Here is a 24,418-nt window from a genome sequence, read left to right on the forward strand (position 1 = left end):
CCGCGGCTCAGACGAGAGTGTGCAGCGCCGTGGCGATCGTGAAGATGGCGAGCCCGGCGAGCGCGCCGACGACGGTGCCGTTGATGCGGATGAACTGCAGGTCGCGGCCGACCTGCAGTTCGAGCTTCTCGGTCGTCTCCCGCGGGTCCCAGCGTTCGACGGTCTCGGTGATGACGCCGGCGATCTCGTGGCGGTAGCTGCGCACGACGTAGGCCGCGGCATCCGTCATCCAGGTGTCGACCTTCGCGGCGAGGCCCTCGTCGGCGACGAGCCGCGCACCGACCTCGACGACCGCCGAGCTGAGCCCGGCACGGAGCTCGCTCGTCGGGTCGGCGAGGGCCGTGTCGAGCGTCGACTTCACCGAGGCCCACACCTCGCCCGCGAACTCGCGCACCCGGGGGCTCTCGAGCAGCTCGACCTTGAGCGTCTCGACGCGCGCGATCATGGCCGGGTCGTGCTGCAGGGCGTCGGCGAGCTCTGCGAGGTAGCGGTCGATCGCGACACGCAGCGGATGCCCGTCATCGGTGCGCACCGCCCGCACGAGCCCGAGCACCTCGCGTGAGGCCCGGTCGTCGACGAGGCGGTCGACGAAGCCCGGCAGCCAGCGCGGCAGCCGGTCGGAGATCATGCTGCCGAACGCCTCGGGGTGCGCCTCGAGCCAGGCCTCGGTCTTCTCGAGCACCACGTCGACGGCGGCGCGCTGCTGGTCGGCCGCCACGAGCCGGGCGCCGACCCGGCCGATCGCGGGCGCCCACTCGGGCTCGAAGAGATGGCGACGGGCGAGCCGCTCGATGACGTCTTCGACGTCGTCGTCGCCGAGCAGGGTGAGCACGCCTCGTGCGGCGACGGATGCCTCGGCGGTGAGCCGCTCGGCGTTCGCGGGCGTCGCGAGCCAGCCGCCGAGCCGGCGGGCGATGCCGATCGAGCGGAGCTTGCCGAGCACGACCTCGTCGGAGAGGAACTCGTTCTCGACGAAGGCGCCGAGGCTCGCGCCGATCTCGTCCTTGCGGTTCGGAATGATCGCGGTGTGCGGAATCCGGATGCCGAGCGGGTACCGGAACAGCGCCGTCACCGCGAACCAGTCCGCGATCGCGCCGACCATCGCGCCCTCGGCCGCCGCGCGCACGTAGCCGAGCCACGGCACCTCGTCCTGCAGTGCGAACGACACCGCGAACACGACAGCGGCGACGAGCAGCAACCCGGCCGCGACCCGTTTCATGCGTCGGAGCGCCACGAGTCGCTCGGCATCGGTCGGCACGGCCCGGCGTTCATCGATCGTCGTCATCGTCCCCTCCTCGCCCTTCGGGGTTCGCACGCATTCGACGCTAGCCGCTCCGCGGCGAGCCGGTGGCTAGGCTGGCCTGCATGACGGATGCCGCAGCCACCCCGCCCGAGGAGACCTACTCCTACCTGGGGCCGGCCGGCACCTTCACCGAGGCCGCGCTCAAGCAGGTGCCCGCGGCATCCGGCAAGCACTGGCGGGCGGTGAACAACGTCGGCGAAGCGCTCGCGGATGTCACGAGCGGCCGTTCGACCGCCGCGATGATCGCGATCGAGAACTCAGTCGACGGCGGCGTCTCTGCCACGCAGGATGCGCTGGCCACCGTGCCGGGGCTCCGCATCGTCGGCGAGTACCTCGTGCCCGTGAACTTCGTGCTCGTCGCGAGGCCCGGCACCGCGCTCGCCGACGTGCGGGTCGTCAACGCGCACCCCGTCGCGTACGCGCAGTCGCGGGGCTGGCTCGAGCGCGAGCTGCCCGATCACGGTCACATCCCGGCGACGAGCAACGTGGCCGCCGCGGCATCCCTCTTCGAAGGCAGCCCGGCCGACGCAGCCGTGGCGCCGCCCGGCATCACCGACCATCTCGACGTCGACGTGCTCGCCCGCGACATCGGCGACAACCCCCGCGCCGTCACCCGCTTCGTGCTCGTGAGCCGCTCGCGCGAGCTGCCCGAGCCGACCGGAGCCGACAAGACGAGCCTCATCGTCGAGCTGCCCGACGATGAACCGGGTGCGCTGCTCGCGATGCTCGAGCAGTTCTCGACCCGCGGCGTGAACCTCTCGCTCATCCAGTCGCGACCGATCGGCGACGCCCTCGGCCGCTACCGCTTCGTCGTCGACATCGACGGGCACGCCGCCGACGAGCGGGTCGCCGACGCGCTGCTCGGCCTGCGCCGAACGAGCCCCAACGTGATCTTCCTCGGCTCGTATCCGCGCGCCGATCAGCGGGAGGTCGCGTACCACTCGAAGTACGATGACGGCATCTTCATCGAGGCCCGCGACTGGCTGCGCGGCCTGCTGAGCGGCGAACCCGAGTGATCGGGCGCCCCTGACCCGAGGAGTCCACGTGAGCGACGGCGCTACGACCGGCATCGACCCGCGGTTCGACCCGCGATTCCAGCGCGGGTACTCGGGTCATGGGGTGAGCGAGACGGATGCCGCGCCCGCGCGTTCCGTGGCGTCGCCGCCCACCCCGGCGCAGGTGCCCGCATTGCACCGCGTCCCCGATCCGCCGATGCCGGCTCCGGTGACGCAGGAGACCGCCGAAGAGGTCGAGGGGAGCGTCGAACAACTCGTTCGGGTGTTCGAGCCCGTGGAGCCGGAGCCGGAACCCGATCCGGCGGCCGGCGTCCTGCGACCGTGGTTGATCGTGGCATGGTCACTGCTCGGTGCATTCGTCGTAATCGGCCTCTCGATGATCTGGACGGTGAGCAGCGATCCGAGCAACTACACGGGAATGGGCTCGAACACCGTGCTCCGAGAGATCACGTGGATGTCTGCGCCGGCCCTCGTGAGGGTCGGCTTCCTCGGCGCCGTCGCGCTTCTCTCGGCGCTCGCCCTGCGCCGGGTGTGGTCGGTTCGAGAGTCGGCGCAGGTGCGGCCCTTGTCGGGCGGCCGGGCGTTTCTCGGGCTGGTCGGGGTGATCGCCGCCGCCATCGTGCTCGTGGCCTGGTACGTGAGCATCACGGGAGACGGGCGAAACGGCGGCTGGAGCGGCGCACCCGATGACGAGGAGGTGCGGCTGATGGCGCTCCAGTCGACCGCGCACACTCTCTCTTCCGCAGCGGTCGAGGCGGCGCTGTGGGCGGTGCTTGGTTTGCTCGTTCTCGCCGCGATCAGCGCGGCACGCGCACGATCAGCGCGGCCGGATCGACCCTGAAGCGGGCCGACACCACGAGCCCGAACTCGTCGCCGTCGATCTCGAACTCCTCCGCCGCACCCTCGATCTCGAGCTCGACCGACCGCCCGCGCAGGTAGAGGATCTCGGTGCGCTTGTTGCCGCCCGTGAGGTCGAGGAACTGCCGCCCGAGTGCAGACTTGCGCAGCACCCGGTTCTCCCAGGCGACCTTGCGCCAGATGAGCAGCCAGCCGAACGCGTTGCGCGGTTGCAGCACGACCACATCGAGCCGCCCGTCGTCGATCTCGGCATCGGGGATGAGCTCGATGTTGCCCGGCAGGTAGCCGAGATTCGCGACGAGGATGCTCGCCACCTTCGAGCGGTGCTGGCGGCCGGTGTCGACGCGGCGCAGAACCCGGTACGGCTTCGACGCGGGCAGCGCGCGAATGCCGGCATCGACGTAGGCGAGCCAGCCGACGCGCTTCTTCAGGTCGGCGTTCGTGTTCGAGATCATCGCGGCATCGACGCCGATGCCGCTCATCACGAGTGACACATGCGTCTCGTCGGAGCCGTCGGGCCGCGTGATATCGGCGACGATGACGTCGACGGCGCGATCGAGGCCGGCGAAGGCGAGCACGACCGCATCGGCCTGGTCGTTCACTGGGATGTCGAGATTGCGGGCGAAGAGGTTTCCGGTGCCGATGGGCACGAGTCCGAGCGGCACCCCGGTTCCACGCAGCGCTCCCGCGACCGAACGCACGGTGCCGTCGCCCCCCGCCGCGATCACGATATCGACGCCCGCATCGAGCGCCTCGCGGGCCATGCCCTTGCCCGGGTCGTCTTCCGTGGTCTCGATCCAGAGGGACGGGGCGAAGTGCTGTCGCTCCTCGGCCGCCCCGATGGCGGCGCGCAGCGCCTCGACGCCCTGCTTGGTCGGATTGAAGATCACGGCCGCGCGCGGACGCCGGCCCGCAGCATCCATCGCCCGCTGATCTTCTGCCGTCATTCAGCCCACGGTATTGCATCGCGCCCCCGAAGTCGCGATGAATACTCGCAGCCAGCCGATCGGCCGGTCGGATGCCCCGGCTAGACTTGCTCGGGTGATCGACCCCGTGCTGCTCCGCGAGAACCCAGACCTGATCAAGCGTTCGCAAGAGCTCCGCGGCGAGTCCGTGGCGCTGGTCGACTCGGCCGTCGACGCCGACGCTGCGCGGCGCACGGCGATCACGGTGTTCGAAGCGCTTCGCGCCGAGCAGAACGCCTTCGGCAAGCAGGTCGCGCAGGCGCCGAAAGACGCCAAGGCCGCGCTCGTCGCCGAGGCGCAAGAACTCGCCGCTCGGGTGAAGGCGGCGAACCAGGCCGTGAGCGACGCCGAGGCCGAGTTCACGCTCGCCGTGCAGCGACTCGGCAACATCGTCATCGACGGCGTGCCGGCCGGCGGTGAAGACGACTTCGTCGTGCTGCGCGAGGTCGGCGAGATCCCCGCCTTCGACTTCGAGCCGCGCGACCACCTCGAGATCGGCGAGCTGCTCGACGCCATCGACATGCAGCGCGGCGCGAAGGTCTCGGGCGCCCGGTTCCACTACCTCAAGGGCATCGGCGCCCGCCTCGAGCTCGCGCTCATGAACATGGGCCTCGACCGGGCGATCGCGGCGGACTTCACGCCGCTCATCACGCCGACGCTCGTGCGGCCCGAGATCATGCAGGGCACCGGATTCCTCGGCGCGCACTCCGACGAGGTCTACTACCTGCCCGAGCAGGAGCTCTACCTCACGGGCACGAGCGAGGTCGCGCTCGCCGGCTACCACGCCGACGAGATCATCGACGTGTCCAAGGGGCCCATCCGCTACGCGGGCTGGTCGACCTGCTATCGCAGCGAGGCGGGCAGCCACGGCAAAGACACCCGGGGCATCATCCGGGTGCACCAGTTCAACAAGCTCGAGATGTTCACCTACATCGACCCGGCCGACGCCGAGGCCGAGCACGAGCGCCTGCTCGGCTGGCAGGAGGGCATGCTGCAAGACCTCGGCCTCTCGTACCGCGTGATCGACACGGCCGCGGGCGACCTCGGCTCGAGCGCCGCGCGCAAGTACGACGTCGAGGCGTGGGTGCCCACCCAGCAGGCGTACCGCGAACTCACGTCCACCTCGAACTGCACGACGTTCCAGGCCCGTCGCCTCGACATCCGCCACCGCACCGAGACCGGCAAGACCGCGCCCGTCGCAACGCTCAACGGCACGCTCGCGACGACCCGCTGGCTCGTCGCGATCCTCGAGACGCACCAGCAGGCCGACGGCTCGGTCGTCGTGCCCGAGGCCCTGCGCGGGTACCTCGGCGGCCTCGAGGTGCTCGAGCCGATCGCATGAGCATCGAGCGGATGCCCCGGGCCGACGCCGACGTCGAAGCCGTCGAGCCGTGGTTCGTCGCCCTCGACGTCGACGGCACGATCATGCACGAAGACGGATCGATCGACCAGGTCGTCGTCGACGCGGTCGCCGCCGCGCGTGACCGCGGCCACGTCGTGACGCTCGCCACCGGGCGCTCGTGGGCGACGACGGCGCCCGTGCTCGAGCAGCTCGACCTCCGCCCCGAGTACGTCGTGTGCGCGAACGGCGCCATCACGATGCAGCGCGACGACGCAGCAGCCGACGGCTACACCAGACGTCATGTCGAGACGTTCGACCCGACGCCGGTGCTCGAACGCATCCGCGCCTTCCTGCCGGCCGGCAAGTTCATGGTCGAACTGCCCGACGGGTACCGCCTGTACACCGAGGGCATGTCCGAGTGGAACCTCGACAACGCCCGCGAGGTGCTCTTCGAAGAGCTGCTCGACCAGCGTGCGACCCGCGTCGTCGTGACGAGCCTCGAGCACGGGCTCGACGAGTTCTTCGAGATCGTCGACCGCATGGGCCTGCACCACGTGAGCTACGCCATCGGCTGGACGGCATGGCTCGACATCGCCCCCGACGGCGTCAACAAGGCGACCGCGCTCGAGCGTGTGCGCGGATGGCTCGAACTGCCGATCGACCGGGTTCTCGCCGCCGGCGACGGGCGCAACGACCTCGAGATGTTCGCCTGGGCGGGTGCGGCCGGCCGTGCCGTCGCGATGGGGCAGGCGCCAGTCGAGGTACGCGAGGCCGCGGGCGAAGTCGGCGGCTCGATCGACGACGCGGGGCTCGCGGCGGTGCTCGACTCGCTGCCGTGACGCGCCGCGCTGCACGCCCGTCACGGCGGGCTCGGAGGCTGTCGGCATAGAATCGCCCCGTCGGAGGGGGCGCGGTGAGCGATCCGGGCGAGCAGCACGAAGGCACGGCGCAGACGCCGGCGCCGAGGCACGGGCGGATGCCGAGGCGCGGTGCCGCCTCGACGTACCTGAAGCTCGCGGCATCCGTCGTCGCCGTGCTCGCGGTGAGCACCGCGGGGGTCGCCGCCTTCGCGGCGATCGATCTCTGGAACTCGTTCAAGCCCCCGCTCGAACTCGAGAACGAGGCGATCCTCGACGACGTTCCAGACATCGGAGCGATGGACGGCGGACTGAGCTTCGTGCTCGTCGGCAGCGACAAGCGGCCGGCGAGCGGTGCGTTCGGCGACCCCGAAGAGGAGTCCGGCGAGCTCAACGACGTCACGATGCTGCTGCACATCTCGCAGGATCACTCGCACGTGGAGGTCGTGAGCTTTCCCCGCGACCTGATCGTGTCGGTGCCCGAATGTCCCGACCCCGCAGACCCCGAGGGCGAGCCGCTCTCGGCGATGTCGGGAGTGAAGCTCAACTCCGTGCTCTCCCACGGCGGGTTCAACTGCGTCGCCTCGACGATCGAAGCGCTGACCGGCGTCACGATCCAAGCCGGCGGCATCGTCGAGTTCGACGGCGTGGCCGCGCTCTCGACGGCGGTCGGCGGCGTCGAGGTGTGTCTCGCCGAACGCATCGACGACGACTACTCCGGCCTCCACCTCGATGCCGGCACGCACAGCATCTCGGGCTACGACGCGCTCGCCTTCCTCCGCTCCCGCCACGGCGTCGGCGACGGCAGCGACCTCGGGCGCATCTCGAACCAGCAGATCTTCCTCGCTTCGCTCATGCGCACCGTGAAGTCCGGTGGCACGCTGCAGGACCCGGTGAAGCTCTACTCGATCGCGAAGGCGGTGACCTCGAACATGCAGCTGACGTCTGAGGTGCAGGACCCGGCGCGGCTCGTCTCGATCGCCAGGGCGCTGCAGGACATCGATCTGTCGAAGGTCGCATTCATCCAGTACCCGACGGGGTACAACGACGACAAGACGGCCGTGCTGCCCTCCGAGGCTGCGGCGCTCGTCAACGCGGCGCTGCAGGCCGACCGGCCCGTGCAGCTCGATCCGACGGCGAACGAGAACACCGAGTTCGGCACTGTCGCCGACCCCGCAGCTCCGCCGCCGGCCGAACCGGTGCCCGCTGACCCTGCTGACCCCCCTGCCACCTCGGCGCCGGTGGAGTCTCTCCCCCCGGACGTGCCCGGCCAAGACGGCGACGACGTTCGCTGTTCAACGGCGAACGCCGGCTGAATCGGAAGCGCGACGCCGCAGGCCAGCCGCTTCAGCACCCTTTCAGGGTCGCCTGCAAGGCTGTTCGAATCCCGCGTCGGCTAGAATCGGGGCCTGCCTGCACGTTCCGTGGTTCTCCGCGGCAGCGCACGGGCATGGAGGGCTGTCCGAGCGGCCGATGGAGCTGGTCTTGAAAACCAGTGGGCAGCAATGCCTCGTGGGTTCGAATCCCACGCCCTCCGCGCATACCCCGAACCTGAGAGGACAGCGGTGACAGAAGAGTTGCGGAGCAGTGCACGTCGCGCTGCCAACTCCGTTCCCGTCGTTCGGCACGGCCGTCTCAAGCGACGCGCGACCTGGAAGACAGTCGTGAAAGTCACCGCCTCCGTCGCCGCTGTCGCCCTCGTCTCGGGCTCGGCCGTCGCGGCGTATGCCGCGTGGGACCTCGCGCAGAGCGTGCAGCCGACCATCACCCTCGGCAACGAAGACGTGCTCGACGGCGTGCCCGACGTGGGCGCGATGGAGGGCGGCGTCAACATCCTCGTCGTCGGCAGCGACAGCCGTCAGGGTCAGGGCATGGCCTTCGGCGATCCCGACGAAGAGACCGCCGTGCTCAACGACGTCACCATGCTGCTGCACATCTCCGAAGATCACTCCAACGCATCAGTCGTGAGCTTTCCGCGCGACATGCTCGTCGACGTGCCCGAATGCGACGACCCCGACGACCCCGAAGAGCCGTTCTCCGAGCTGTATGGCGTGAAGATCAACTCGGTGCTCTCGCACGGCGGTCTCGGCTGCGTCGTCAAGACGGTCGAGAACCAGCTGGGTGTCACGATCCCCTTCGCCGGGGTCGTGCAGTTCATGGGTGTCGCGGGTCTCTCCGAAGCGGTCGGCGGCGTCGATGTCTGCGTGGCGGAGCCGATCGAAGACGAGTACACCGGCACCTTCCTCCCGGCCGGCACCCACAACCTCTCGGGCGTGGCCGCGCTCCAGTTCCTCCGCACCCGTCACGGCGTCGGCGACGGCAGCGACCTGGCCCGCATCTCGAACCAGCAGGTCTTCCTCTCCTCGCTCGCGCGAACCCTGCAGTCGAACGGCACGCTCGGCGATCCGGTGAAGCTCTACTCCATCGCCAAGGCCGCGCTCGCGAACATGCAGCTCTCCGACAGCCTCATGGACCCGACCCGCATGATCTCGATCGCGAAGGCCCTGAAAGACACCGACCTCAACAAGATCGCGTTCATCCAGTACCCGACCGCCTATGTCGACGGCGGCGGCGCGGTCGCGCCCACGAGTTCGGCGGAGTACGTGAACACCGCGCTGCAGAACGACCTGCCGGTGACCTTCGACGCAGCAGCGCAGGAGTCGGCGTTCGCGTCGGCCGGAGACCCCAACGCGATCGCTCCGCCGGCGGAGGTGCCCGCCGAAGCGGTGCCCGTCGAGGGTGAAGCCGAGGCGCCGGCCGATCCTGCCGCTCCCGCTCCCGCAGCCACCGTCGAGGCGCTGCCGAGCGACGTCGCGGGCCAGACCGCGGCCGAGACTCGGTGCTCCGCAGGCCGTACGCTCGACGACCAGTAGCGGTCACGATCGCCGAATCGTCATCCGCGGCATCCGCGGGTTATGATGGCTCTCGCGTGTGCGTGTGAACGCATACGAGGAGACGTCGCATAGTCCGGCCGAGTGCACCACCCTGCTAAGGTGGAGTCCCCGTAAGGGGACCAGGGGTTCAAATCCCCTCGTCTCCGCTCAATGGGGTGACCTGATTTCTTGATCGAAACGGTCTGAAATCTCACCCCAAATGAAAAAGCCCCCGCGTTCTGCGGGGGCTTTCGTGTTTCCTGGTGGTGTCTACGGCTCTGTTGAGTTACTGGCCGAGTGAGATTCTGCGAGGGAGCTGTCGGCTGGCTTCAGATTCTTGTTTCAGGGCGTGCTGAAGCGCTGTTGCGTGCGGGTGTGCGGGGTTTGTCAGATGTTGGTGAGCGCCCTCATGTTCGGAGAGGGTGCTGCGCTGGTGGACCAGCCGCGTCAGTAGCGGGTTTGGTGAACCAGTTCCGTGCGTAGTCGGAGATGTGAACGGCGCGGTTCTTCGTGACGCCGTATGCCTCGGCGAGGTAGCGGTCGTGGACGAAGGTATAGATCGCGCGGAGGTTAGCGGAGACGACAAGGAAGGTCGCGAGGAACTGCTGGGCCGCGAGCCCACGCATGCGCCGCCCGCCACGGGCCTCGAAAGCTTCGTGGCTGGGGTCTTTGATGTATGAGTTGAATCCCTCGGAGAGGTTTCGGTCGCGGTTGTACGTTTCGGCCCATTCTTCGGATCCGTAGCGGAGAACCTGCTTGTGCTTGAGGCCTTCGTCGCCCGTGAACGTTACCGACGTCTGGCTGCATACGGCCGGCAGTTGCCCGTCGATCGCAACTGGGACGTTCGCCGGGAGGACCTTTGCTTTCGGTTTGGAGGACGACTTGGGGTGGCGTTCCCGCAGCGGGCAGACGACGCGTGCTTGAGGGCCGTGCGCCGGGCACATCATGGGTTGCTTTCCGTTTTCGTCGGGGCGTTCTTTCGCGCGGAGTTCGAATGCTCGCCGCTTCTCGATGCGTTGGATGTAGGTGTCTTCGTCGAGAAGCCCGGATTCGGCGTCAACCGAAGCGTTCATGAGGTCAGGGCCCATGCCGGGGCAGTAGTGGCGTCCTTCGATTTGGACGGCGCCTGCGTGCCCGCCCTTCACGCCGAGCATGTCGCGCTTGTAGTCAGTGACCACATCAAACCCGAGTTCGCGGACTGGTTTGTGAAGCTTCTCGATGTCTTTGCCTGCGAAGAATTCGCGGTCGGCGGTGATGTGCGCCGGCTTATGGCCGCGGTCGACGACTGACTTCGCGAGCTTCACCAGCTCGCCTTCGGAGTCGACGAGTGGAGTGCTGAGGGAAAACCCGATCGCGATCGGCGGTACGGGTACCCCTTTGATCTCGGCAGTCAGGATGGCGAAGTTCGCGGCGGCACCCCACACTGATGACGATGTGTCCTTGCCTGGTCCGCCGCCCTCGCCGGGTCGCTGCTCCCGATCGTCGGGTCGTTTGTAGTACCAGTTCATCTCGGGCTCGAGGACCTTCGGGTTCTTACGCTCGGCCCCGTCCACGAGTCGGGACCGGCCGATGCGGCCGGCGGTCGGCATCGGTGTCTGATCAGCAGTCAGTCCGCTCTTCGTGAGTGCGCGGCGTGTGTCCCGGTTCATCGTCTGGTAGGTCGCTTCGAGGAAGGCGTTCGAGAACTGGTCGAGATGTTCCTTCTTTCGGCGCTCCAGGTTTCGTCGGCGGGGGTCGTGATCGAGGCGAGCACGGAACTCGGTGCGTTGGTCGCGGGTCGTTGGTCGACGCCGATCGAGGTCCGCGTATGGGTCCATGATCTTGATGAGTTTCTTCGCGGCGTATTCGGTGTTGTTCTTCCAATTCTTCGCGGCGACCGGGTCGTGCTTGTCGTCTGGCTGCGGGGGAACACCGAGGTACTCGCGGGCTTCGTCGTCGAGACGGTAGGCGAGGACGTCCCTCATTCGTTTCAGATGGAGCGAAGAGTGCTCGAGGGCGAGCACGGTCGCCGCGACGAGGACGTGCAGGTCCGTGATTGTTGATTTTGCGCCGCCCCGGTACTTCGGTGGCTCCTCCGCACGCCACTCCACCAGGTAGTCGAGGACCTGGGAGCTGCGGATGAGTTCGAGCGGAAGCTCGATCTCTTTCATGCCGACAGGAGTCCAACGTCCACGGCCGGCGCGCCGCTCGTCGGTGAGTACCGAGTAGTCGGTCGCGAGCCGTGTTAGCGCGTGGCGACGGTTGGGTGACTGTTTGATCGGTTTCACCGTTGGCCGGGTCATCGGGGATCCTCGAGCCCGGCGATGATCAGCAGATCGTCGATGCGGGTTTCCCGTTCGGGCACCATGTCGTAGTACGGCTTCAAACCTTGCAGGGTTCTGATGCGGGCGAGTTCGAGGCATCGGTCGATGGGGAGTCCGAGTGTGAGTAGCTGGACGATCCACGTCGTTCGGAGGCGTCCAAGGTCTGGGGCCTTGCCGCTGACTCGTTTGAGTAGTCCGCGGCTGAGCGTCGTTTGATCGCTACGCGTTCGCAGCGTCCATGCAACGTAGTCGTCAGGGCCACGATCGAGGACGAGCGGGTCGAGGGTGGAGATCCAGTCGTGCCTCAGGGGAATGGATCGCGCCTTGCGGCCTTTGACGTGGATGAGGTGGCCGAAGTCGGTCGGCTCGACATCGCCGACCTTCAGGTGCAGCATTTCGTGGGTCATGAGCCCGGCGCCGGCGCCGAGAGCGAGGGCCGCGGCCAGATCCCGTCGGGCCGATGGGGTCGGCTGGGAGTGCGCGACGTTGAGGAACGCGCGGAGCTCCGCCGGTCGGTACGGTGCCGGCACCGTGGGTGTGGTCCCGAGTTTCCTTTGGATCTTGACCCCGGTCAGGAGCTCCGCGTACGAGGTGAGGCAGAGCTCGACCCGGTACCGGTAGTACTTGTCCTTCCCCTTGTTGCGAAGGGTGTGCCGGACGTACATGTCGATGATGTCGGCGTCGAACGCTGAAACCGGTTCGAGCGGTGTCCCGTCCTGCCACAACCAGACGGCGTAGTCGGCGAGCTGTGTCAGATGCGCCCGAACCGTTCGGATCGAATCCGGCGCGCGGCGGCCGACGCACGCGACCACGAAGTCGCGGACGAGATGCCAGTAGTCGGCTGTGGGTGGGTGGGGTGTGTATTCCTCGATCACGGTCCGCGCCTCATCGCGAACATGATGGTTGTTTTCACCAGTTGTAGCGAGGATGGGATGGTTTGTCGAGTGGGAGCGGGTTTCTTGGGGCACGAGGAGTAGACATGTTGTGAAAGGTGTAGTCCCTTTGGGACTATGGTCCCATTGGGTATACTTTCGACATGCCCAATCCACGCTTCCGCCCGCGCGACTGGTGTCTGCCCAGAGCAGGATTCGGACGCTCGACTGACGTGACTTGGGTGCCCGCGAGCACGGAAAGAGACAGAGACCGTCTCGGAGTAGCTGAACTTCAGCACCGCGTCGCACTCGAGCTCCGCGCTCAACTTTCGTCGCGGGATCTCAGCGTGCGGGGGTACGCCGGACCCGAAGACAAGCACTACACGCGCCTCCGCCGACTGCTGGACGGTGAGATCATCATGCGCCTCGAAGACGTGGTCAGGTTCGAACGGACACTCGGGGTTGGTGTCGAGGTCAAGCAGATCTAGGCACGGTGCGGTTGGCTGAAGCCGACGGTTCGAGCTGAGCGGCCTGAGGGAGAAGGAGCGTGCTGTTCTCGCTGGCCGTCGCCAAATAGGTGTACACCGAGGTGTCAGCGTGTCTAGTCGCGTTCAGGCGTGCTGCGCTGTCGTTTTCGACAGTGAGGCGTGATGTCGGCCGCGAACGAGAAGTTCGGCGGCGGAGACTTCCCCGACACCGACGAGTGGTGACGCCGGCCACATCCTTAGGCACTCGGCGGTCCGTTCGACGGTGAACGGCGCAGTCGTCGCCTGGTGGCTAGGAGCTTTCCAACCAGAGCCCGTGAGCGACTTCGTCCCAATCCGACCCAGGTGCCGTCGTGGCGAGCCGGTAAGTCCCGCCTTCGAGCGCGATTTCAATCGGCAATGAGGTGCCGCAGTGCGCTGAGCCCTGGCTGTGCTTCACGACTACGAGGCAGAAGGATCCAGCGGGCTCCGTACCCCGTGCCACGAAAACGTCGGTAGCCCCGTCCTTGGCCAGCCAGCGACTCGACGTGGGATCGATGCCGTCGATTGATTCGATCTCCGCAGGCGCGTCTGTCGGAGTCGCCGCCTCTGACAATGCAGGGATCTCTTGGGCTATGCATCCTGTCATTGCAACCCCGACGAGCAGGAGTGATGTTGCCAAGAATCCGACCCTCATATGGAGGAGTGTAGGGGTTCGCGTGCTTGCAAGCCACCGTTGACAACATATGTCGGATAGGAGTAGCTTCGGCGAAAATCGGCAAAGGGCCGATATCTAAGGGGGATTCATGAGGAAACGAAGAGGTGTCCGCGTTGCCCTGACGGTAGGGGTGACAGCGGCGCTTGTAGCACTCGCTCCGGTGGCGGCTGAGGCCGCGGAGTACAACTATTTCGTCGGCAGCGCCACCATCAATCAGTGGTACTACAGCGGACACCGCGACATGAATGGCGCGCGTGCTCTCGCGACGAGCCCGTACCAGTGGCTCTCTCTCGTGAACACCGGGTTCACGGCCATGTCCGGCTGGGATGACATCACCGTGTCCCACTCCCTCACGTACACCTCGAGCCGCTGCGGGTGGTCAAACGGCAGCGTGGCCGCGGGGACCTCATTCTCACTCGTTTGCAAGTACTGGCGATAGGACGGTTGATCAATGCGTAAACGAACGAAGATCGTAGTTGGCGCTGGCGCCACATTGTGTGCCGCGGCCATGAGCGTTGGCTACGCCTCAGCAGCCTTCGCAGACCTCACACCGGCGGTTGAATCCGTCCACGCGACGGTCTCAGCGGAGCGCTCACCGGCCGATGACATTCCTTCGAGTATCAATCGGGGAGTCTTCGAAGGCTTCGACTTCCAGACGTCGCATCTCGTAGGGGAGTCTCAGAACGCTCGCTACTGGAGCGTCGCGAAGAACGACGGGGACATCTGCCTGGTGCTGGTTCCAACCGGACAGGAGGACTTCGCCGCGGCCACCTGTTCCGACACCAAGCGCTTCGCTCAGTACGGTCTGACCCTCGCAGTTGAGGGCACGGATGAAAGCGCATCGTTCGCTGCGTTCATGCTGCCCGACACCGCGGCAGGCCAAGCGATGCCGCCTGGTCTGCACGCCGTTTCGGCGGTCCTCGCCGAGTCAGACCTGGCAACCGCACAGAAGGGGGCATCGGTCGAGTCGAAGAGCCCGAACGCGCCGGCAGTTATACTTCGAGGCATTGGGCGTGTCGGCTGATGACGGTGAATGTCGCCGCACCCAGGCGAGGGCTGCGTGCAAGGATCCCGGCCGCCATCCTGGGCCTGCTTCTGGCGACCGGGTTCGCAGTCTCTGCTTCCACGCCTGCCGAGGCTGCGACGCGGGTCGTGTACTACGACGGGCAGATCGCTCAGAACACTTGGAAGTGGAGCGGTCATTCGTACAGTATCGGAGCACTCGCTGAGAGCAGAGAATTCTTCAGCTTCAACGTGAGCCTCATCATGAGTGGCTCTAGCACTGTCCACAGCGGCAACCAGCAGGTCTACATCTCCTACGCGTATCAGAACGTGTCCATTGGATGCGGTCATGGCGAGACCGGCAACAAGCCGGTCAGATGTAGCCGAGATTTTCTCTGACGAACTGCTGAAATAGCGGAGGGGCGCTGGCCGCCCCCTCCGCTTTTCAGTGGGCGGACGGCGGGCCGGAAGGAGCGGTGCCGGCGGCGGCGCGTTCTCGTGACATGCTGCCGCTGAGGAGTCGCCGGCGTACGCGCGGAGTATCTCCTTGGTCATTCGGCCCAGGCCTGCCGAGGAGAGCTCAGGCGCGGTCACATGCGTCGAGGAACGCCCGCATGGCCGCGAGGTCGGCGTCGAGCCCGTGGAACTCGTCCGTCTCGATGGGTAGGCCGGGCACAGACGTGAGCACGGGGTGGCGGAGTGTGGGATGTCCCGCCACCCCGTGTACTCACTCGACCGCGGACTCGAGTTCAGATTCGGTTGAGCCGAGTTCGGCTGCGATGCTCTGGACCACCGCCGAGTCCTCACCTGCGACCGCCCAGACGTCGTGCCCGACGGTGACCGGGTTTGTGCCGCTTGCAAGGCTGGCGGACCCGCTGCGCTGACTCGTCACCGAGTCGAAGACCGCGAACTGGAGTTCGGAGCCGTCGTCGTTCTGGCAGCTACGCAGTGCAAGGATCGACCCTTGCGACGGCACCGTCTCCACGCATTCGTACTCAGCCTGCTCGGCACTGGTCTCGAAATGCCCGACGAGCTCGTCGGTGGAAGCGCTGCATCCGGTCATGCCGAATACCGCAACCGCAGCGACCAGGACTGCGAGTGTCGTCTTGTAGCCTGCCATCGTGCTCTCCCTATCCCTAGCTCCCTGAGAGCCCAACCGTCACGTCCGAGTCGAGCTCGAGGACCTCATCCGAGGAACGCGTCCCGAACTCAGCATCCACGAACAGCGTGTCAGTCAGCTGCGTCAGGCCAGCAACCGGCTGGCCGTCAATCGTCGGGTTGGCGTCCGGAAGGATCGTGAACTGCTGTGCGACGCCAGCCGCTCCGACAATACCGACGGTCAGGCCGTGCTTACTGAACACATCGGCGGTCGCCGACGCACCCGTTGCATAGCCGTCGCCCGTGACGGTGAACAGGTAGGTCTTGGTCCCGTCGCTTGCGGTCCACACGTCCACGCCCTCGTGCGAAGCGAGGAAGGTCAGATCTGCGGGCGTGAGTGAGAACGCATCCGCGGCCGATGCAAGCGGGTCTGTCGCGGCTGCATCGCCGGGAACGTCACCGAGATCGTTCTCTGCACGGAGCATCCCGCCGACGTTCAGTGCGATCCCCAACATCTTGAGCTTGTCGCCGGACTGGCCACCAGGGTACGTCCATTCGAACGCTCCCTTGTTGTTGGTCCGTGGGCCGCTGATGGCACATTCCACCGCCCAGCACTGGTTGGAGTACGCGCCGTACCAGACGGTGATCCGAGCCTGTCCGACGGCCGTACTCTCGTTGAAGCCAGCCTTGATGCCGTCGCGTGTTTGGTAGGCGGTCCCCTCGGTGTACTTCTGGTTGATGTTGGCGGTGCCGTTGTACCAAGTCGTCTGGGCGGCGACGGCCGCTGATGCGGCCCCGAGGGCGAGCCCAGCCGCGAGCAGTGCACTGCCTGACCCTAGAATCAGGCGGCGACGCATCGTTTGCTTCATAGTTCCTCCTTGCTGACGCCACGCCGCGAATACGCGAGCGTGCGAGGCATTCACCTCGTGTTGTTCAACTTAGCTCGATTAGCGAGGGAGGTCGTCGCAATCCGTAACACGGTCGCGTCGGCTCCAGAAGTGCCGTTTCGCTGCCGCCAACGAGATGCGGGTGACGAACTGACGGCTGCCGTGGAAGTGGGCCCCGGTGAGCCCGTGGAACTCGTCCGTCTCGATGGGTAGGCCCGGCACAGTCGTGAGCACCGGCTCCATGTCCAACCCGGCGTAGCCGCGGGCGATGGCCGCCTCCTGGTCGTCGGCCCACACCCACGGCTGACCGGTCGTCTCGATGCGGGCGCGAAGACCGCGGAGCTTCCAGTCAGCGCGTCGATGCCCGCGAACGAGCGGCGGCATCTTCGTGAGGATGAACCCGCCTGCAAGGCGCGCCCATCGAATGCTGGCTCGATGACGGCCCGCATGTTTGGCCCCACGTCGTCAGTCACCCGAGCTCGAGCTTTCGTGAGCGGACGACGTCGTCCAGCTCTTTGGCTTTGCCAACTTGATTCAGGATCACGTGACGGCTTGAGCAAGGACCACCCTTCCCGATGATCTTGGCTCGGCGGTCGATGGCAGCGGGCGGAACCGCGCGGCGGCAATGACCGCGGTCGTGGTGTTCAGTAATGGGATTCCTCGAGGTAAGGTCGCGAGGCGGAGCCAGGCGGCCGCGGCGGGGAAGGATGAGCTGTTCCAACCGGCGTAGAAGTGGACGGGGGTGAGGCGCGCGTGAGCCGTAGCGAGGAGCTTCGGCGAGACGTCGTAGTCTGAGACCGTGGGTCGGGTGAAGCGTGCGAGTCCGTCTGAGCTGGTTTCCGACTGGCCGGATGGCCAGTCTGACGACCCGATCGCGCGCGTCGCGCAGCAGTTCGTCCTGAACCTCGTGGATGCGATCGGTGAGCAGTCGGTTCGCGCGGTCTCGAGGGAGGCGGGTATCGATCACGCGACGTTGCTCGCGGTCCTCGCCGGCCGGTCGTGGCCTGACATGGCGACTATCGGGAAGCTCGAGCGTGCGTTGAGCAGGAATCTCTGGCCGACCGGTGTGAGTTACCGGTAGGACGTGACGATCGACTCGTCACCGAAGTGCGCTGGCGATGTCGGTATCGGACCAAGGCGCTGCATGCGGAAGAAAACGGTCGACGGGTTCCAGTGTCCGGAGTCCGGCGGCAGTGAGTAACGGGAGGATCGGTGTTCCTCGGTTGAGGTGATGGACGATCCAGCTTGCGCGCATCCGTCGGACGAGAAGGGTCGGTCGACCGTCTGACTTCATGACGAACAGCCCGGTGAGGTTTGCTGACCGGTACCGGCGACCGGGGAGGAACACCCATTCATCGGAGCCGGCGACCTGGAGCTGGGTGAGCAGCGTGGCCCATTGTTCGAGGAACGGTACGTCGCGTTCGCGAGTACCCGCCACGTGCACCGTCGTGCCGGCGTCGCTGACGTCCAGGTCTCGTCGGCGCACGCGGATTAGCTCCTCGTTTGACAGCCCTGCTCCGAATCCGAGTGCGAGGAGCACCTCGGCATTGGTCCGGCGCAACAGGGTGCCTTGGGATCTTGCCCAGCTGAGAAACGCCGCTTGTTCTTGCAGCGTGTATGGGGCGGAGGCATCGGAGTTGCCGTACGGCCGCAGGCGCACAGGTGGTTGGTCGGGGGCCAGCACTTCGGCCAGTCGTAGGAGTCTTGAGCGGATTGTGTTGCGGCTCGCGTTGGTCCATCCGCTGAGGCCGGTGGTTACGAACATTTCGATGACGTCCCGGTCGAGAACCTCGCTCGTGTCCAGCGATGCTGACCCAGTCTGCCAGCACCAGATGCTGAGGGGCCCGAGTGCTGCCGTCAACTCTTTGAGGGAGTAACTCGTGCGACCTTCGGATTCGATGAGGCAGTTGTCGACGAACTCCTCGACGTGCGTCCAGTACTTCGCACCGTTTCGGGGCTCGTACTTGTAGCGGGCGCCTGTTGTCATTCGCCTGTGCGGTGTGTGTCGGTGGTCTGGGGAGCGGGTGGGATGGTGCTGCGGTAGATCGTGATCATGGTGTCCGCGAGGTTGGGACCGAACACGGTCACTGACCTCCACCAGTTGTTCAACGCAGTCGGGTTGCGCTGCTTGATGCGATCGGCCAGTTCGGTCGGCTGGATGACTTCGACCCGGGAGGTGCCGCTGAGCATTCGTGGAAGGACGCGGGCGAGGATCTCGGCGAGCTCCGTCGAGGATCCTTCGTCGCCGGCGCCGGTGATGATTAGTACCCCGAGGCCCTCTTCGTCGCCGGATCCGTAGACGGCGACCGTAGTGTAAGGCCCGACAGTCTCGGAGGCCAGCGCCTTGATTCGAGTGAATGCGTTCGGTCGTGCATCCAGTGCTTCCAAGAGCGGTGCGGTGAGTACGTGGCTATCGTTCAACCAGTAGACACTGCGGTCTGTATCCCGGGTGGCGAGTCCGATCGCAACGAGGTCGTCGAGCGTCTTCTTCACGCGCTGGCGGCTCAGTGTTGCGCGCATTGCGGCATCTTTGCTGGTGACCGGTTCGTATGAAGCGAGGATGCGAAGGATCAGTGCGCGGGTCCCGCCGATGAGGTCTGCGACCGGGTCGGCGACGAAGCGGTCGATAGACCAGCCAAGGTCTCGACGGTGCGAGCGACTACGTCTCACAAGGCCCCCCATTCTCGGATAATGGTGGAAAGAGTCACCACTTGATGGTACCGCAAATGGTGAATTCAATCATCAGTCGCAGGCATTGAGCTGCGACCCGACGGATAATCGAATAACCAAATGAGCTCGAGTCCGTTTCGACGAGCGTGGACGCGATCATCGAAGGCCAGCTCGGAAGCTTCGGCCGCACCCTTACCCTCGGCATCCTCGCCGTCACCGCGTTCTCGTCGCGGTGCTCCCTACGGCATGGTGATGCTCCGCCGGAAGGACTTCGGCCGACGAGCTCCCTCTCGCCTACGCGCGCCGTGGCCGCTGGCCCCGGTCCCCGTGCAGTTGTACGCAACGCCCCCCATTACGCTGGACTGAGGCGATCTTCCGCGGCCGGAGACCGAAGAAGTCGTCGCCGGACGTGCCGTGGTTCGAAGGGAAGACTCAAACGAATCGACGCCGGTCCGACCTATGTTGGATAGATCGCCATCATGGGTGATACTACCTCTCGACCCGAGGAATGTCCCTCGAGTATGAGAGGAACCATGATGTTGAGGAAGACCCTAATCGGCGCGGCGCTCATCGCCGGAATGACTGTGTTCGGCGCCGTCGCGCCAGCGACCGCTGCGCCCCAGACACCTGTGGCATTGACTGAGTCAGAAGCCGACGCTCCCCTTGAGAACGTCCACGTCACACTCGATCCCGCCACTGGCGCCGTCGTCGCCGTCACTGAGCTGATGGTCGCACCCGCCATCAGCTCAGTGACGTGCACGAGCGGCACTGTGTGCCTGCGCAGCAACTTCGGGACGGCAGTCGGGTTCCAGGGCGCCGGGACGACCACAGGCTCGTGGACTAACCGGACCTCCTACGACACCGGCTCCTGGACGGCGCAGCTGCGTTGGATTTACAGCGGCAGCACGGTGACCGGCCCGACTCTCGGCCCGGGTTCGAGCGCTGGCTGGGGAGGCTCGGCAGTGACCGTCACATCGGTCAAGATCTTCTAACTCGTGAGCGAGGCTGCGGCGCACCTACTGCTGCGGCCTCGCTTTCTTCGACCTACTTCGTCCCGATGATCGCACCGGTCGCCGGGTCGATGATGTAGGTGTTCTTCGTCGACTTCGGCGGCTCATTCGCAACGGCGGGGGGCTGGTTGGCGTTCACCGCGACGATGATGAGCATCGCGACGAACCCGGGCAGCAGCACCCCGACGACAAGCAGCCGCATCCGGTCGACGCCCGACCACATCGTGGCAGCCTCTGTGGTCGCCGCCGTCCAGCGGAGTGAGAGCGCCGCGCCCGCGAGCGAGGCGAGCAACGAACGCTTGGACATGCCGAGCTCCTCGCAGGAACTGAGGTCGGCCGACCACTCAGCCATCCAACGCTCTCGCCGCTCCCGGGGCACGAGGAGCGCTACAAGCGCGAGGAGCCGCCGGACCCGCGGAGTCATGCCTGCGCGCCGCCCAACACCGCGCCCCGGTCCGAGCTCCGCACTCGGCTTCCGGCACGTTCCAACAGCAGCTTGACCGCCGCCTTCCTGCCCTCGGCCGTCAACTCGTAGTAGTGACGGCGCGGACCGCTGCGCTCAGGCTCCGCCGGCCAGTCCGACGTCAACCAACCAAGGCTCTCGAGTCGCTCGAGGATCGGGTATACGGTCCCCGGGTTCCTCCCGGAGTCCTTGATGATCTGAAGACCCCACATCGGTGACGCCGATTCCACGAGTGCAACGAGCACATCGAGGGTCGGCGGTGTCACGCGTTGGATCGGCTCCATCCGCCAATGTTACCGAACGTCATCGCGATTCCCCATGCCGCGGCATCCGCTCGACCGCGCGCAGCCACGCACCAAGCAAGCACGGCTCGTCTCCCTCCACGCGGACGGTAGGACGGTCAGCCTCGCGACGCTCGACCGGACGAGGGATGAGCTCGTCGTTGAGAAGGTGTAGCACAACCTTCTGTAACGGTCCCTCGCCGCCGCCCCGCGAACACCACTCGGCCAGGCGGGAGAAAGGTTGTCCGACAGAGTGGAGGCACGTTGCCACTAGGCAGTACAGCCGAAGACACCGCTGGTGTAGGTCCCGGCGGTGCTCATGTTTATCGTCACCGGAATTTTCGCCTTGTAGAACCCCTTCAGGCTGGACACCCCCGGGGCGAACTCCTTGGTGATGATTGATGTGCCACCGGTGTGCGTGTGTGTGGTCGAGCCTCCCGGTCGAGTTGGCCCGGGTGTACGGGTACGAGTTGGCGCAGGTCGAGGTGCTCGACCCGCTCTGCGCCTGAGCCGCTGCCGCTGCGCCAATCGCCAACGCGAGGAGGGAGCTTCATCACGTCCCTTTCACCCCTAGATCAGTCGGTGGAAGATTTCACCCTGCCGCGCTACGATCAAGGTGAATGAAATCACCATATCTGTGAGGTGCAGACGAAATGGCTGCAGAGCACCCAGCTGTTCGGGTCGCCGAGAACGCTTGAAGCGATGCGCCGAGAACTCGCTCAGGAACGCGGTTCGTGAACATGCGATACGGCAATCGGGTTGGTGTGATCGGCACCGTGAACGGGGACTGGGCTTCGTTGACCGTGGCGAATGCAGGGCTCGCCCGACACGAAGTGCGCACCGTGTTCCAGCTCGGTGGCCTCGGCCTGATCCCGGACGACGTCGACTGGCGAAACCTGCCGGCGGAACCAGGGCGAGCGCTGGCCGCGTATGAACACAAGCTGTTGTTCCTCGACGGTCCCTCCGACCCGCTCCGTCTTCGATACGTCCCGTTCGACCACGACTCGGGGCTGCCGTGGTCGTGGCATCGGGAGGAAGTCCGGTTCGTGTCGAGCCGGATCGGATACCTGCCGCGCGGGTTCCGAGACGAGTTCGAAACCGCGCAGAAGTTCGCGGTCTTGGGCGGCGGGGAATCCGACCACGAAGATCGGAGGGTCGACGACCGCGATGTTGAGGCACTCGGCCGCGGCTACGCAGACGTTCTGTTCACGTGTTTGCCGCCGTTCGAACGACCGTCGGCCACTGACCTGAACGACAAGGACGCTCCGTCGCAAGCCGAAGTGCATCGGGCGTTCCTCGCGGTCCGACCCCGGCTCCTGCTGGCCACCGGCTCCGCGTTCGGAGCGAAGACGCTCGCCTACGCGACCGGGCTCCGGACGTGCAGACTGGTCGCTGCGATCCTCAACACGGAGACGCTCGACCTCGAGTTCATCGATGATCGGGGGACCCGGGTCGAGGCGCCCGATGATGTCACTGACTTGGCAACCCAGACGACCGGGCGATGGTTGCTCCGCACCCAGAGCTCGCAACATGTGGTCGACCTGGACCGCGGCACCTGGGAGCGAATCCCGGGATCCGGCGCCCACCGGTACGACGCACCGAACACCGGGCTTCTTCGCACGTTCGAAGACTGCGCGGTCGGGAAATCGGCGTTCATCACCACACGCTCCACCGACCTGCTCGTCGACTACTACTGGGCGAGGACGTCGCTGATCCTGAGCATCGACCGGCTGGCCCACGGCGAAGGGGTCGATGATGTTCGGTGACCTGATGACGCTCAACGGACTGACCGCCGGCGTCTACATCGTGACCACCGAAACCGGTTCCGAATACACGGTCGACCTCGACCAAATGGTCGTCACCCGGCACCGAGAGGAGCCCGACGTATACCACGAGCTCCGCCGAGACGAACAATCCGTCACCCTGCTCAAGCTCATCGACTGCCGGCTCGGATACGACATGCGACTGCTCATCGACCTGAAAGTCGAAGGGGTGCTGCACACGACGCGGGCCACGACACCGGTTGTGATGATCGATCGGCGCCCCATCAGCCGTCGGTCATGAACGAACCGGGGAAGGTTGCGTGGTGGCGGCGGAAGATCGGATCCGCTTCGAAACGGGCCGGGCGCTCGAGTGAATCGTTCCGTTGGCTCGCGCACCGATTCGTCGATCGAACTGAGAGAAGGATCCCCGCGGTGCAGTACCGTCAACTCGGGTGACTTCGAACCGATTTGGAACCAACCTCGCTCATCCGGACATCTCTGTTTTGGGAGATGTGGAAGTGGGGTGCGACGAGTATGTCGGCTGGCAAGACAGGCTCATGCGGGCAGCGGGCGCTTTGACGATCGTGGGTTTGGTTGGCACCCGCTTCTGCAGACGTCCAAGCAGCTCGCCGAGGCGGGGCGGCGTGGCGAGATCCGCAGCTCTCGACTCGGGAGTGGGAGGCTCCTGCATGTTTGAGAGTGCGCGCCGTGTCGCTAGGAGAATCGCTTCCGGCGAAGAACTTGTCGAGCTCGCCGAGGATCGCGCTCAGCTCTTCGTCTCGGACCCCACAGATAAAGCTCGGTCAGGAGGCGCGGCATCTGCGCTAGTTGACCGAAGCCTGCATCGAGGGTCTTCACCTCCGTCTTCACCGTCTTGGCTGTCGGTGATTGGCCGGCCAGGCTTGACCGGTGAATCTGTGCTTGAGAGAACAGCAAGGCCCATCCAGGCTGTGCCTCATGCGATGAGGTCTGCGGGGAGGAGATGGACCTGGGTTCGGTGAGCTTCCTGACGTGCGAGATCCGCTTCACAGGCAGTAGCTCGAAGCTGCTGCCGAGTGGCCGACGGCTGCACCGAGCAGCGAACCGAACAAGCCGGCGACCGCGGCGATTACCGCAAAGATCATTTCATCTGACACATCGCTGACCGTACAGGGCGCCGACGACGCTGACGTGTCGCTGTAAACAAAGCAAACAAGTAAACGGTAAGGGTGTTGTAAACCGGGCCCGGCAGCGCGTGTTCACTTGATGGCCAAGATACGCGTCGGCGACCCCTGGACGGCTTGTGCGATGTTCGCTGCCCATGGACAGACCGCGCCACGAATAATACGAGCCGAAAGGCTCGGCGCTGACCGGTGTGGAGCACACTGATGCAAGCCGTCGGAGTGGCCCGCTGACGATAGGACGAGGCAACTCTGAACGGTCCGGCGGGCTGAAGGAACCGGCGCGCGCAATGCGGTGGGCTGGGCTGATGGTACTGAGGTGATCGCGCCGTGGGCTCGGAATCGTCCTCGCAAGTCAGGACCACCCGCGTGCTGGGTGCTAGACCGGTGCAGGCGCACGCGGTAGTGTGGCCGCACCAGCACGCAGAGCAGACTTGCAAGTACCGAGTCAAGCAGCGTCGGTCCAACGTCACCACGTTCTGCGCGCCACTGATGCGCGGGACGGTTCCTACC

General features: G+C 65.9%; 24 protein-coding genes and 2 tRNA genes. 15 read left to right on the forward strand and 11 right to left on the reverse strand.

Annotation, left to right across the window (positions count from 1 at the left end; genetic code table 11):
* Positions 1–7: 7 nt before the first annotated feature.
* Positions 8–1,285 carry a DUF445 domain-containing protein gene (locus DCE93_RS01165; RefSeq protein WP_108594277.1) on the reverse strand — a complete coding sequence of 426 codons (1,278 nt, stop codon included), beginning with the start codon at positions 1,283–1,285 and terminating at the stop codon, positions 8–10.
* 80 nt (positions 1,286–1,365) lie between these two features.
* On the opposite strand from DCE93_RS01165, the gene pheA reads away from it, so the two are divergent.
* Together pheA and DCE93_RS01175 are read left to right on the forward strand one after the other, a co-directional pair.
* Positions 1,366–2,319, forward strand: a complete 954-nt coding sequence (gene pheA / locus DCE93_RS01170) for a prephenate dehydratase (protein ID WP_108594278.1) — start codon at positions 1,366–1,368, stop codon at positions 2,317–2,319.
* A 28-nt stretch (positions 2,320–2,347) separates the two neighbouring features.
* The gene (locus DCE93_RS01175) at positions 2,348–3,160 is read left to right on the forward strand and encodes a hypothetical protein (RefSeq protein WP_108594279.1); all 813 of its coding nucleotides are present in this window, start codon (positions 2,348–2,350) and stop codon (positions 3,158–3,160) included.
* On the opposite strand, the gene DCE93_RS01180 is transcribed toward DCE93_RS01175, so the two are convergent.
* On the reverse strand, positions 3,117–4,124 hold the full coding sequence (locus DCE93_RS01180) for a diacylglycerol/lipid kinase family protein (protein ID WP_244284207.1): 1,008 nt from the start codon (positions 4,122–4,124) through the stop codon (positions 3,117–3,119). The two genes, DCE93_RS01175 and DCE93_RS01180, sit on opposite strands and share 44 nt — an antisense overlap.
* A 94-nt stretch (positions 4,125–4,218) precedes the next feature.
* Between DCE93_RS01180 and serS the strand changes: the two genes are divergently transcribed.
* The 6 genes from serS to DCE93_RS01210 all read left to right on the forward strand — a co-directional run bounded on the left by serS (position 4,219) and on the right by DCE93_RS01210 (position 9,381).
* Entirely contained in the window at positions 4,219–5,484 is a 1,266-nt protein-coding gene (gene serS, locus DCE93_RS01185) for a serine--tRNA ligase (protein WP_108594280.1), read from the forward strand.
* Between the two features lie 11 nt (positions 5,485–5,495).
* A complete protein-coding gene (locus tag DCE93_RS01190) occupies positions 5,496–6,323 on the forward strand; it encodes an HAD family hydrolase (protein WP_108596507.1) in 828 nt (275 codons plus the stop codon).
* A gap of 74 nt (positions 6,324–6,397) precedes the next feature.
* Positions 6,398–7,657, forward strand: coding sequence for an LCP family protein (locus DCE93_RS01195; RefSeq protein WP_108594281.1), 1,260 nt, complete (start codon positions 6,398–6,400; stop codon positions 7,655–7,657).
* 136 nt (positions 7,658–7,793) lie between these two features.
* Positions 7,794–7,878 (forward strand) — tRNA-Ser (locus DCE93_RS01200).
* Between the two features lie 127 nt (positions 7,879–8,005).
* Entirely contained in the window at positions 8,006–9,214 is a 1,209-nt protein-coding gene (locus DCE93_RS01205) for an LCP family protein (protein ID WP_244284208.1), read from the forward strand.
* Positions 9,215–9,292: 78 nt separating this feature from the next.
* Positions 9,293–9,381 (forward strand) — tRNA-Ser (locus DCE93_RS01210).
* A gap of 240 nt (positions 9,382–9,621) precedes the next feature.
* On the opposite strand, the gene DCE93_RS01215 is transcribed toward DCE93_RS01210, so the two are convergent.
* Together DCE93_RS01215 and DCE93_RS01220 are read right to left on the reverse strand one after the other, a co-directional pair.
* Positions 9,622–11,496 carry a hypothetical protein gene (locus DCE93_RS01215; protein ID WP_146184902.1) on the reverse strand — a complete coding sequence of 625 codons (1,875 nt, stop codon included), beginning with the start codon at positions 11,494–11,496 and terminating at the stop codon, positions 9,622–9,624.
* On the reverse strand, positions 11,493–12,392 hold the full coding sequence (locus DCE93_RS01220; RefSeq protein WP_108594284.1) for a hypothetical protein: 900 nt from the start codon (positions 12,390–12,392) through the stop codon (positions 11,493–11,495). The genes DCE93_RS01215 and DCE93_RS01220 overlap by 4 nt, the downstream gene beginning before the upstream one ends.
* 344 nt (positions 12,393–12,736) lie before the next feature.
* On the opposite strand from DCE93_RS01220, the gene DCE93_RS14505 reads away from it, so the two are divergent.
* The 3 genes from DCE93_RS14505 to DCE93_RS01235 all read left to right on the forward strand — a co-directional run bounded on the left by DCE93_RS14505 (position 12,737) and on the right by DCE93_RS01235 (position 14,972).
* A complete protein-coding gene (locus DCE93_RS14505) occupies positions 12,737–12,877 on the forward strand; it encodes a hypothetical protein (protein ID WP_168186151.1) in 141 nt (46 codons plus the stop codon).
* Positions 12,878–14,022: 1,145 nt separating this feature from the next.
* The gene (locus DCE93_RS01230) at positions 14,023–14,595 is read left to right on the forward strand and encodes a hypothetical protein (RefSeq protein WP_146184903.1); all 573 of its coding nucleotides are present in this window, start codon (positions 14,023–14,025) and stop codon (positions 14,593–14,595) included.
* The gene (locus DCE93_RS01235) at positions 14,595–14,972 is read left to right on the forward strand and encodes a hypothetical protein (protein WP_108594287.1); all 378 of its coding nucleotides are present in this window, start codon (positions 14,595–14,597) and stop codon (positions 14,970–14,972) included. The genes DCE93_RS01230 and DCE93_RS01235 overlap by 1 nt, the downstream gene beginning before the upstream one ends.
* Positions 14,973–15,300: 328 nt before the next feature.
* Here DCE93_RS01235 and DCE93_RS01240 read toward each other — a convergent pair whose 3' ends face one another.
* From DCE93_RS01240 to DCE93_RS01250, 3 genes are all read right to left on the reverse strand, one after another.
* Entirely contained in the window at positions 15,301–15,693 is a 393-nt protein-coding gene (locus DCE93_RS01240; protein WP_108594288.1) for a hypothetical protein, read from the reverse strand.
* A 16-nt stretch (positions 15,694–15,709) separates the two neighbouring features.
* Positions 15,710–16,540: a hypothetical protein gene (locus DCE93_RS01245; protein WP_108594289.1), complete on the reverse strand. Its 831-nt coding sequence runs from the start codon at positions 16,538–16,540 to the stop codon at positions 15,710–15,712.
* 78 nt (positions 16,541–16,618) lie between these two features.
* On the reverse strand, positions 16,619–16,942 hold the full coding sequence (locus tag DCE93_RS01250) for a hypothetical protein (protein WP_108594290.1): 324 nt from the start codon (positions 16,940–16,942) through the stop codon (positions 16,619–16,621).
* A gap of 415 nt (positions 16,943–17,357) precedes the next feature.
* Between DCE93_RS01250 and DCE93_RS01255 the strand changes: the two genes are divergently transcribed.
* A complete protein-coding gene (locus DCE93_RS01255) occupies positions 17,358–17,639 on the forward strand; it encodes a hypothetical protein (RefSeq protein WP_146184904.1) in 282 nt (93 codons plus the stop codon).
* 18 nt (positions 17,640–17,657) lie between these two features.
* Here the strand turns inward: DCE93_RS01255 and DCE93_RS14375 are convergent, their stop codons facing one another.
* Together DCE93_RS14375 and DCE93_RS01260 are read right to left on the reverse strand one after the other, a co-directional pair.
* Positions 17,658–18,545, reverse strand: coding sequence for a hypothetical protein (locus DCE93_RS14375; RefSeq protein ID WP_146184905.1), 888 nt, complete (start codon positions 18,543–18,545; stop codon positions 17,658–17,660).
* A complete protein-coding gene (locus tag DCE93_RS01260) occupies positions 18,542–19,078 on the reverse strand; it encodes a hypothetical protein (protein ID WP_108594292.1) in 537 nt (178 codons plus the stop codon). Before DCE93_RS01260 ends, DCE93_RS14375 begins: the two co-directional genes overlap by 4 nt.
* A 683-nt stretch (positions 19,079–19,761) precedes the next feature.
* Between DCE93_RS01260 and DCE93_RS01265 the strand changes: the two genes are divergently transcribed.
* A complete protein-coding gene (locus tag DCE93_RS01265; RefSeq protein WP_108594293.1) occupies positions 19,762–20,220 on the forward strand; it encodes a hypothetical protein in 459 nt (152 codons plus the stop codon).
* Between the two features lie 52 nt (positions 20,221–20,272).
* Here the strand turns inward: DCE93_RS01265 and DCE93_RS01270 are convergent, their stop codons facing one another.
* Positions 20,273–20,545 (reverse strand): hypothetical protein, encoded by a 273-nt coding sequence (locus tag DCE93_RS01270; protein WP_146184906.1) that lies wholly within the window; start codon positions 20,543–20,545, stop codon positions 20,273–20,275.
* A 113-nt stretch (positions 20,546–20,658) separates the two neighbouring features.
* The gene (locus DCE93_RS01275) at positions 20,659–20,985 is read right to left on the reverse strand and encodes a PadR family transcriptional regulator (protein WP_108594295.1); all 327 of its coding nucleotides are present in this window, start codon (positions 20,983–20,985) and stop codon (positions 20,659–20,661) included.
* A 731-nt stretch (positions 20,986–21,716) separates the two neighbouring features.
* Between DCE93_RS01275 and DCE93_RS01280 the strand changes: the two genes are divergently transcribed.
* Both DCE93_RS01280 and DCE93_RS01285 read left to right on the forward strand, forming a co-directional pair.
* On the forward strand, positions 21,717–22,748 hold the full coding sequence (locus DCE93_RS01280; RefSeq protein ID WP_146184907.1) for a hypothetical protein: 1,032 nt from the start codon (positions 21,717–21,719) through the stop codon (positions 22,746–22,748).
* Positions 22,749–22,752: 4 nt separating this feature from the next.
* Complete coding sequence (locus DCE93_RS01285) at positions 22,753–23,046, forward strand: hypothetical protein (protein ID WP_146184908.1); 294 nt, start codon at positions 22,753–22,755, stop codon at positions 23,044–23,046.
* Positions 23,047–24,418 lie beyond the last annotated feature (1,372 nt).

It is taken from the genome of Agromyces badenianii (genome assembly GCF_003070885.1).
Lineage (GTDB): Bacteria > Actinomycetota > Actinomycetes > Actinomycetales > Microbacteriaceae > Agromyces > Agromyces badenianii.

Coding starts and splice junctions, on each gene's coding strand:
- DCE93_RS01165 (WP_108594277.1), bottom strand. CDS start 1,285: ATGACGACGATCGATGAACGCCGGGCCGTGCCGACCGATGCCGAGCGA.
- pheA (WP_108594278.1), top strand. CDS start 1,366: ATGACGGATGCCGCAGCCACCCCGCCCGAGGAGACCTACTCCTACCTG.
- DCE93_RS01180 (WP_244284207.1), bottom strand. CDS start 4,124: ATGACGGCAGAAGATCAGCGGGCGATGGATGCTGCGGGCCGGCGTCCG.
- DCE93_RS01190 (WP_108596507.1), top strand. CDS start 5,496: ATGCCCCGGGCCGACGCCGACGTCGAAGCCGTCGAGCCGTGGTTCGTC.
- DCE93_RS01215 (WP_146184902.1), bottom strand. CDS start 11,496: ATGACCCGGCCAACGGTGAAACCGATCAAACAGTCACCCAACCGTCGC.
- DCE93_RS01230 (WP_146184903.1), top strand. CDS start 14,023: ATGCGTAAACGAACGAAGATCGTAGTTGGCGCTGGCGCCACATTGTGT.
- DCE93_RS01235 (WP_108594287.1), top strand. CDS start 14,595: ATGACGGTGAATGTCGCCGCACCCAGGCGAGGGCTGCGTGCAAGGATC.
- DCE93_RS01240 (WP_108594288.1), bottom strand. CDS start 15,693: ATGGCAGGCTACAAGACGACACTCGCAGTCCTGGTCGCTGCGGTTGCG.
- DCE93_RS01245 (WP_108594289.1), bottom strand. CDS start 16,540: ATGAAGCAAACGATGCGTCGCCGCCTGATTCTAGGGTCAGGCAGTGCA.
- DCE93_RS01250 (WP_108594290.1), bottom strand. CDS start 16,942: ATGCCGCCGCTCGTTCGCGGGCATCGACGCGCTGACTGGAAGCTCCGC.
- DCE93_RS14375 (WP_146184905.1), bottom strand. CDS start 18,545: ATGACAACAGGCGCCCGCTACAAGTACGAGCCCCGAAACGGTGCGAAG.
- DCE93_RS01260 (WP_108594292.1), bottom strand. CDS start 19,078: ATGCGCGCAACACTGAGCCGCCAGCGCGTGAAGAAGACGCTCGACGAC.
- DCE93_RS01265 (WP_108594293.1), top strand. CDS start 19,762: ATGATGTTGAGGAAGACCCTAATCGGCGCGGCGCTCATCGCCGGAATG.
- DCE93_RS01270 (WP_146184906.1), bottom strand. CDS start 20,545: ATGTCCAAGCGTTCGTTGCTCGCCTCGCTCGCGGGCGCGGCGCTCTCA.
- DCE93_RS01275 (WP_108594295.1), bottom strand. CDS start 20,985: ATGGAGCCGATCCAACGCGTGACACCGCCGACCCTCGATGTGCTCGTT.
- DCE93_RS01285 (WP_146184908.1), top strand. CDS start 22,753: ATGACGCTCAACGGACTGACCGCCGGCGTCTACATCGTGACCACCGAA.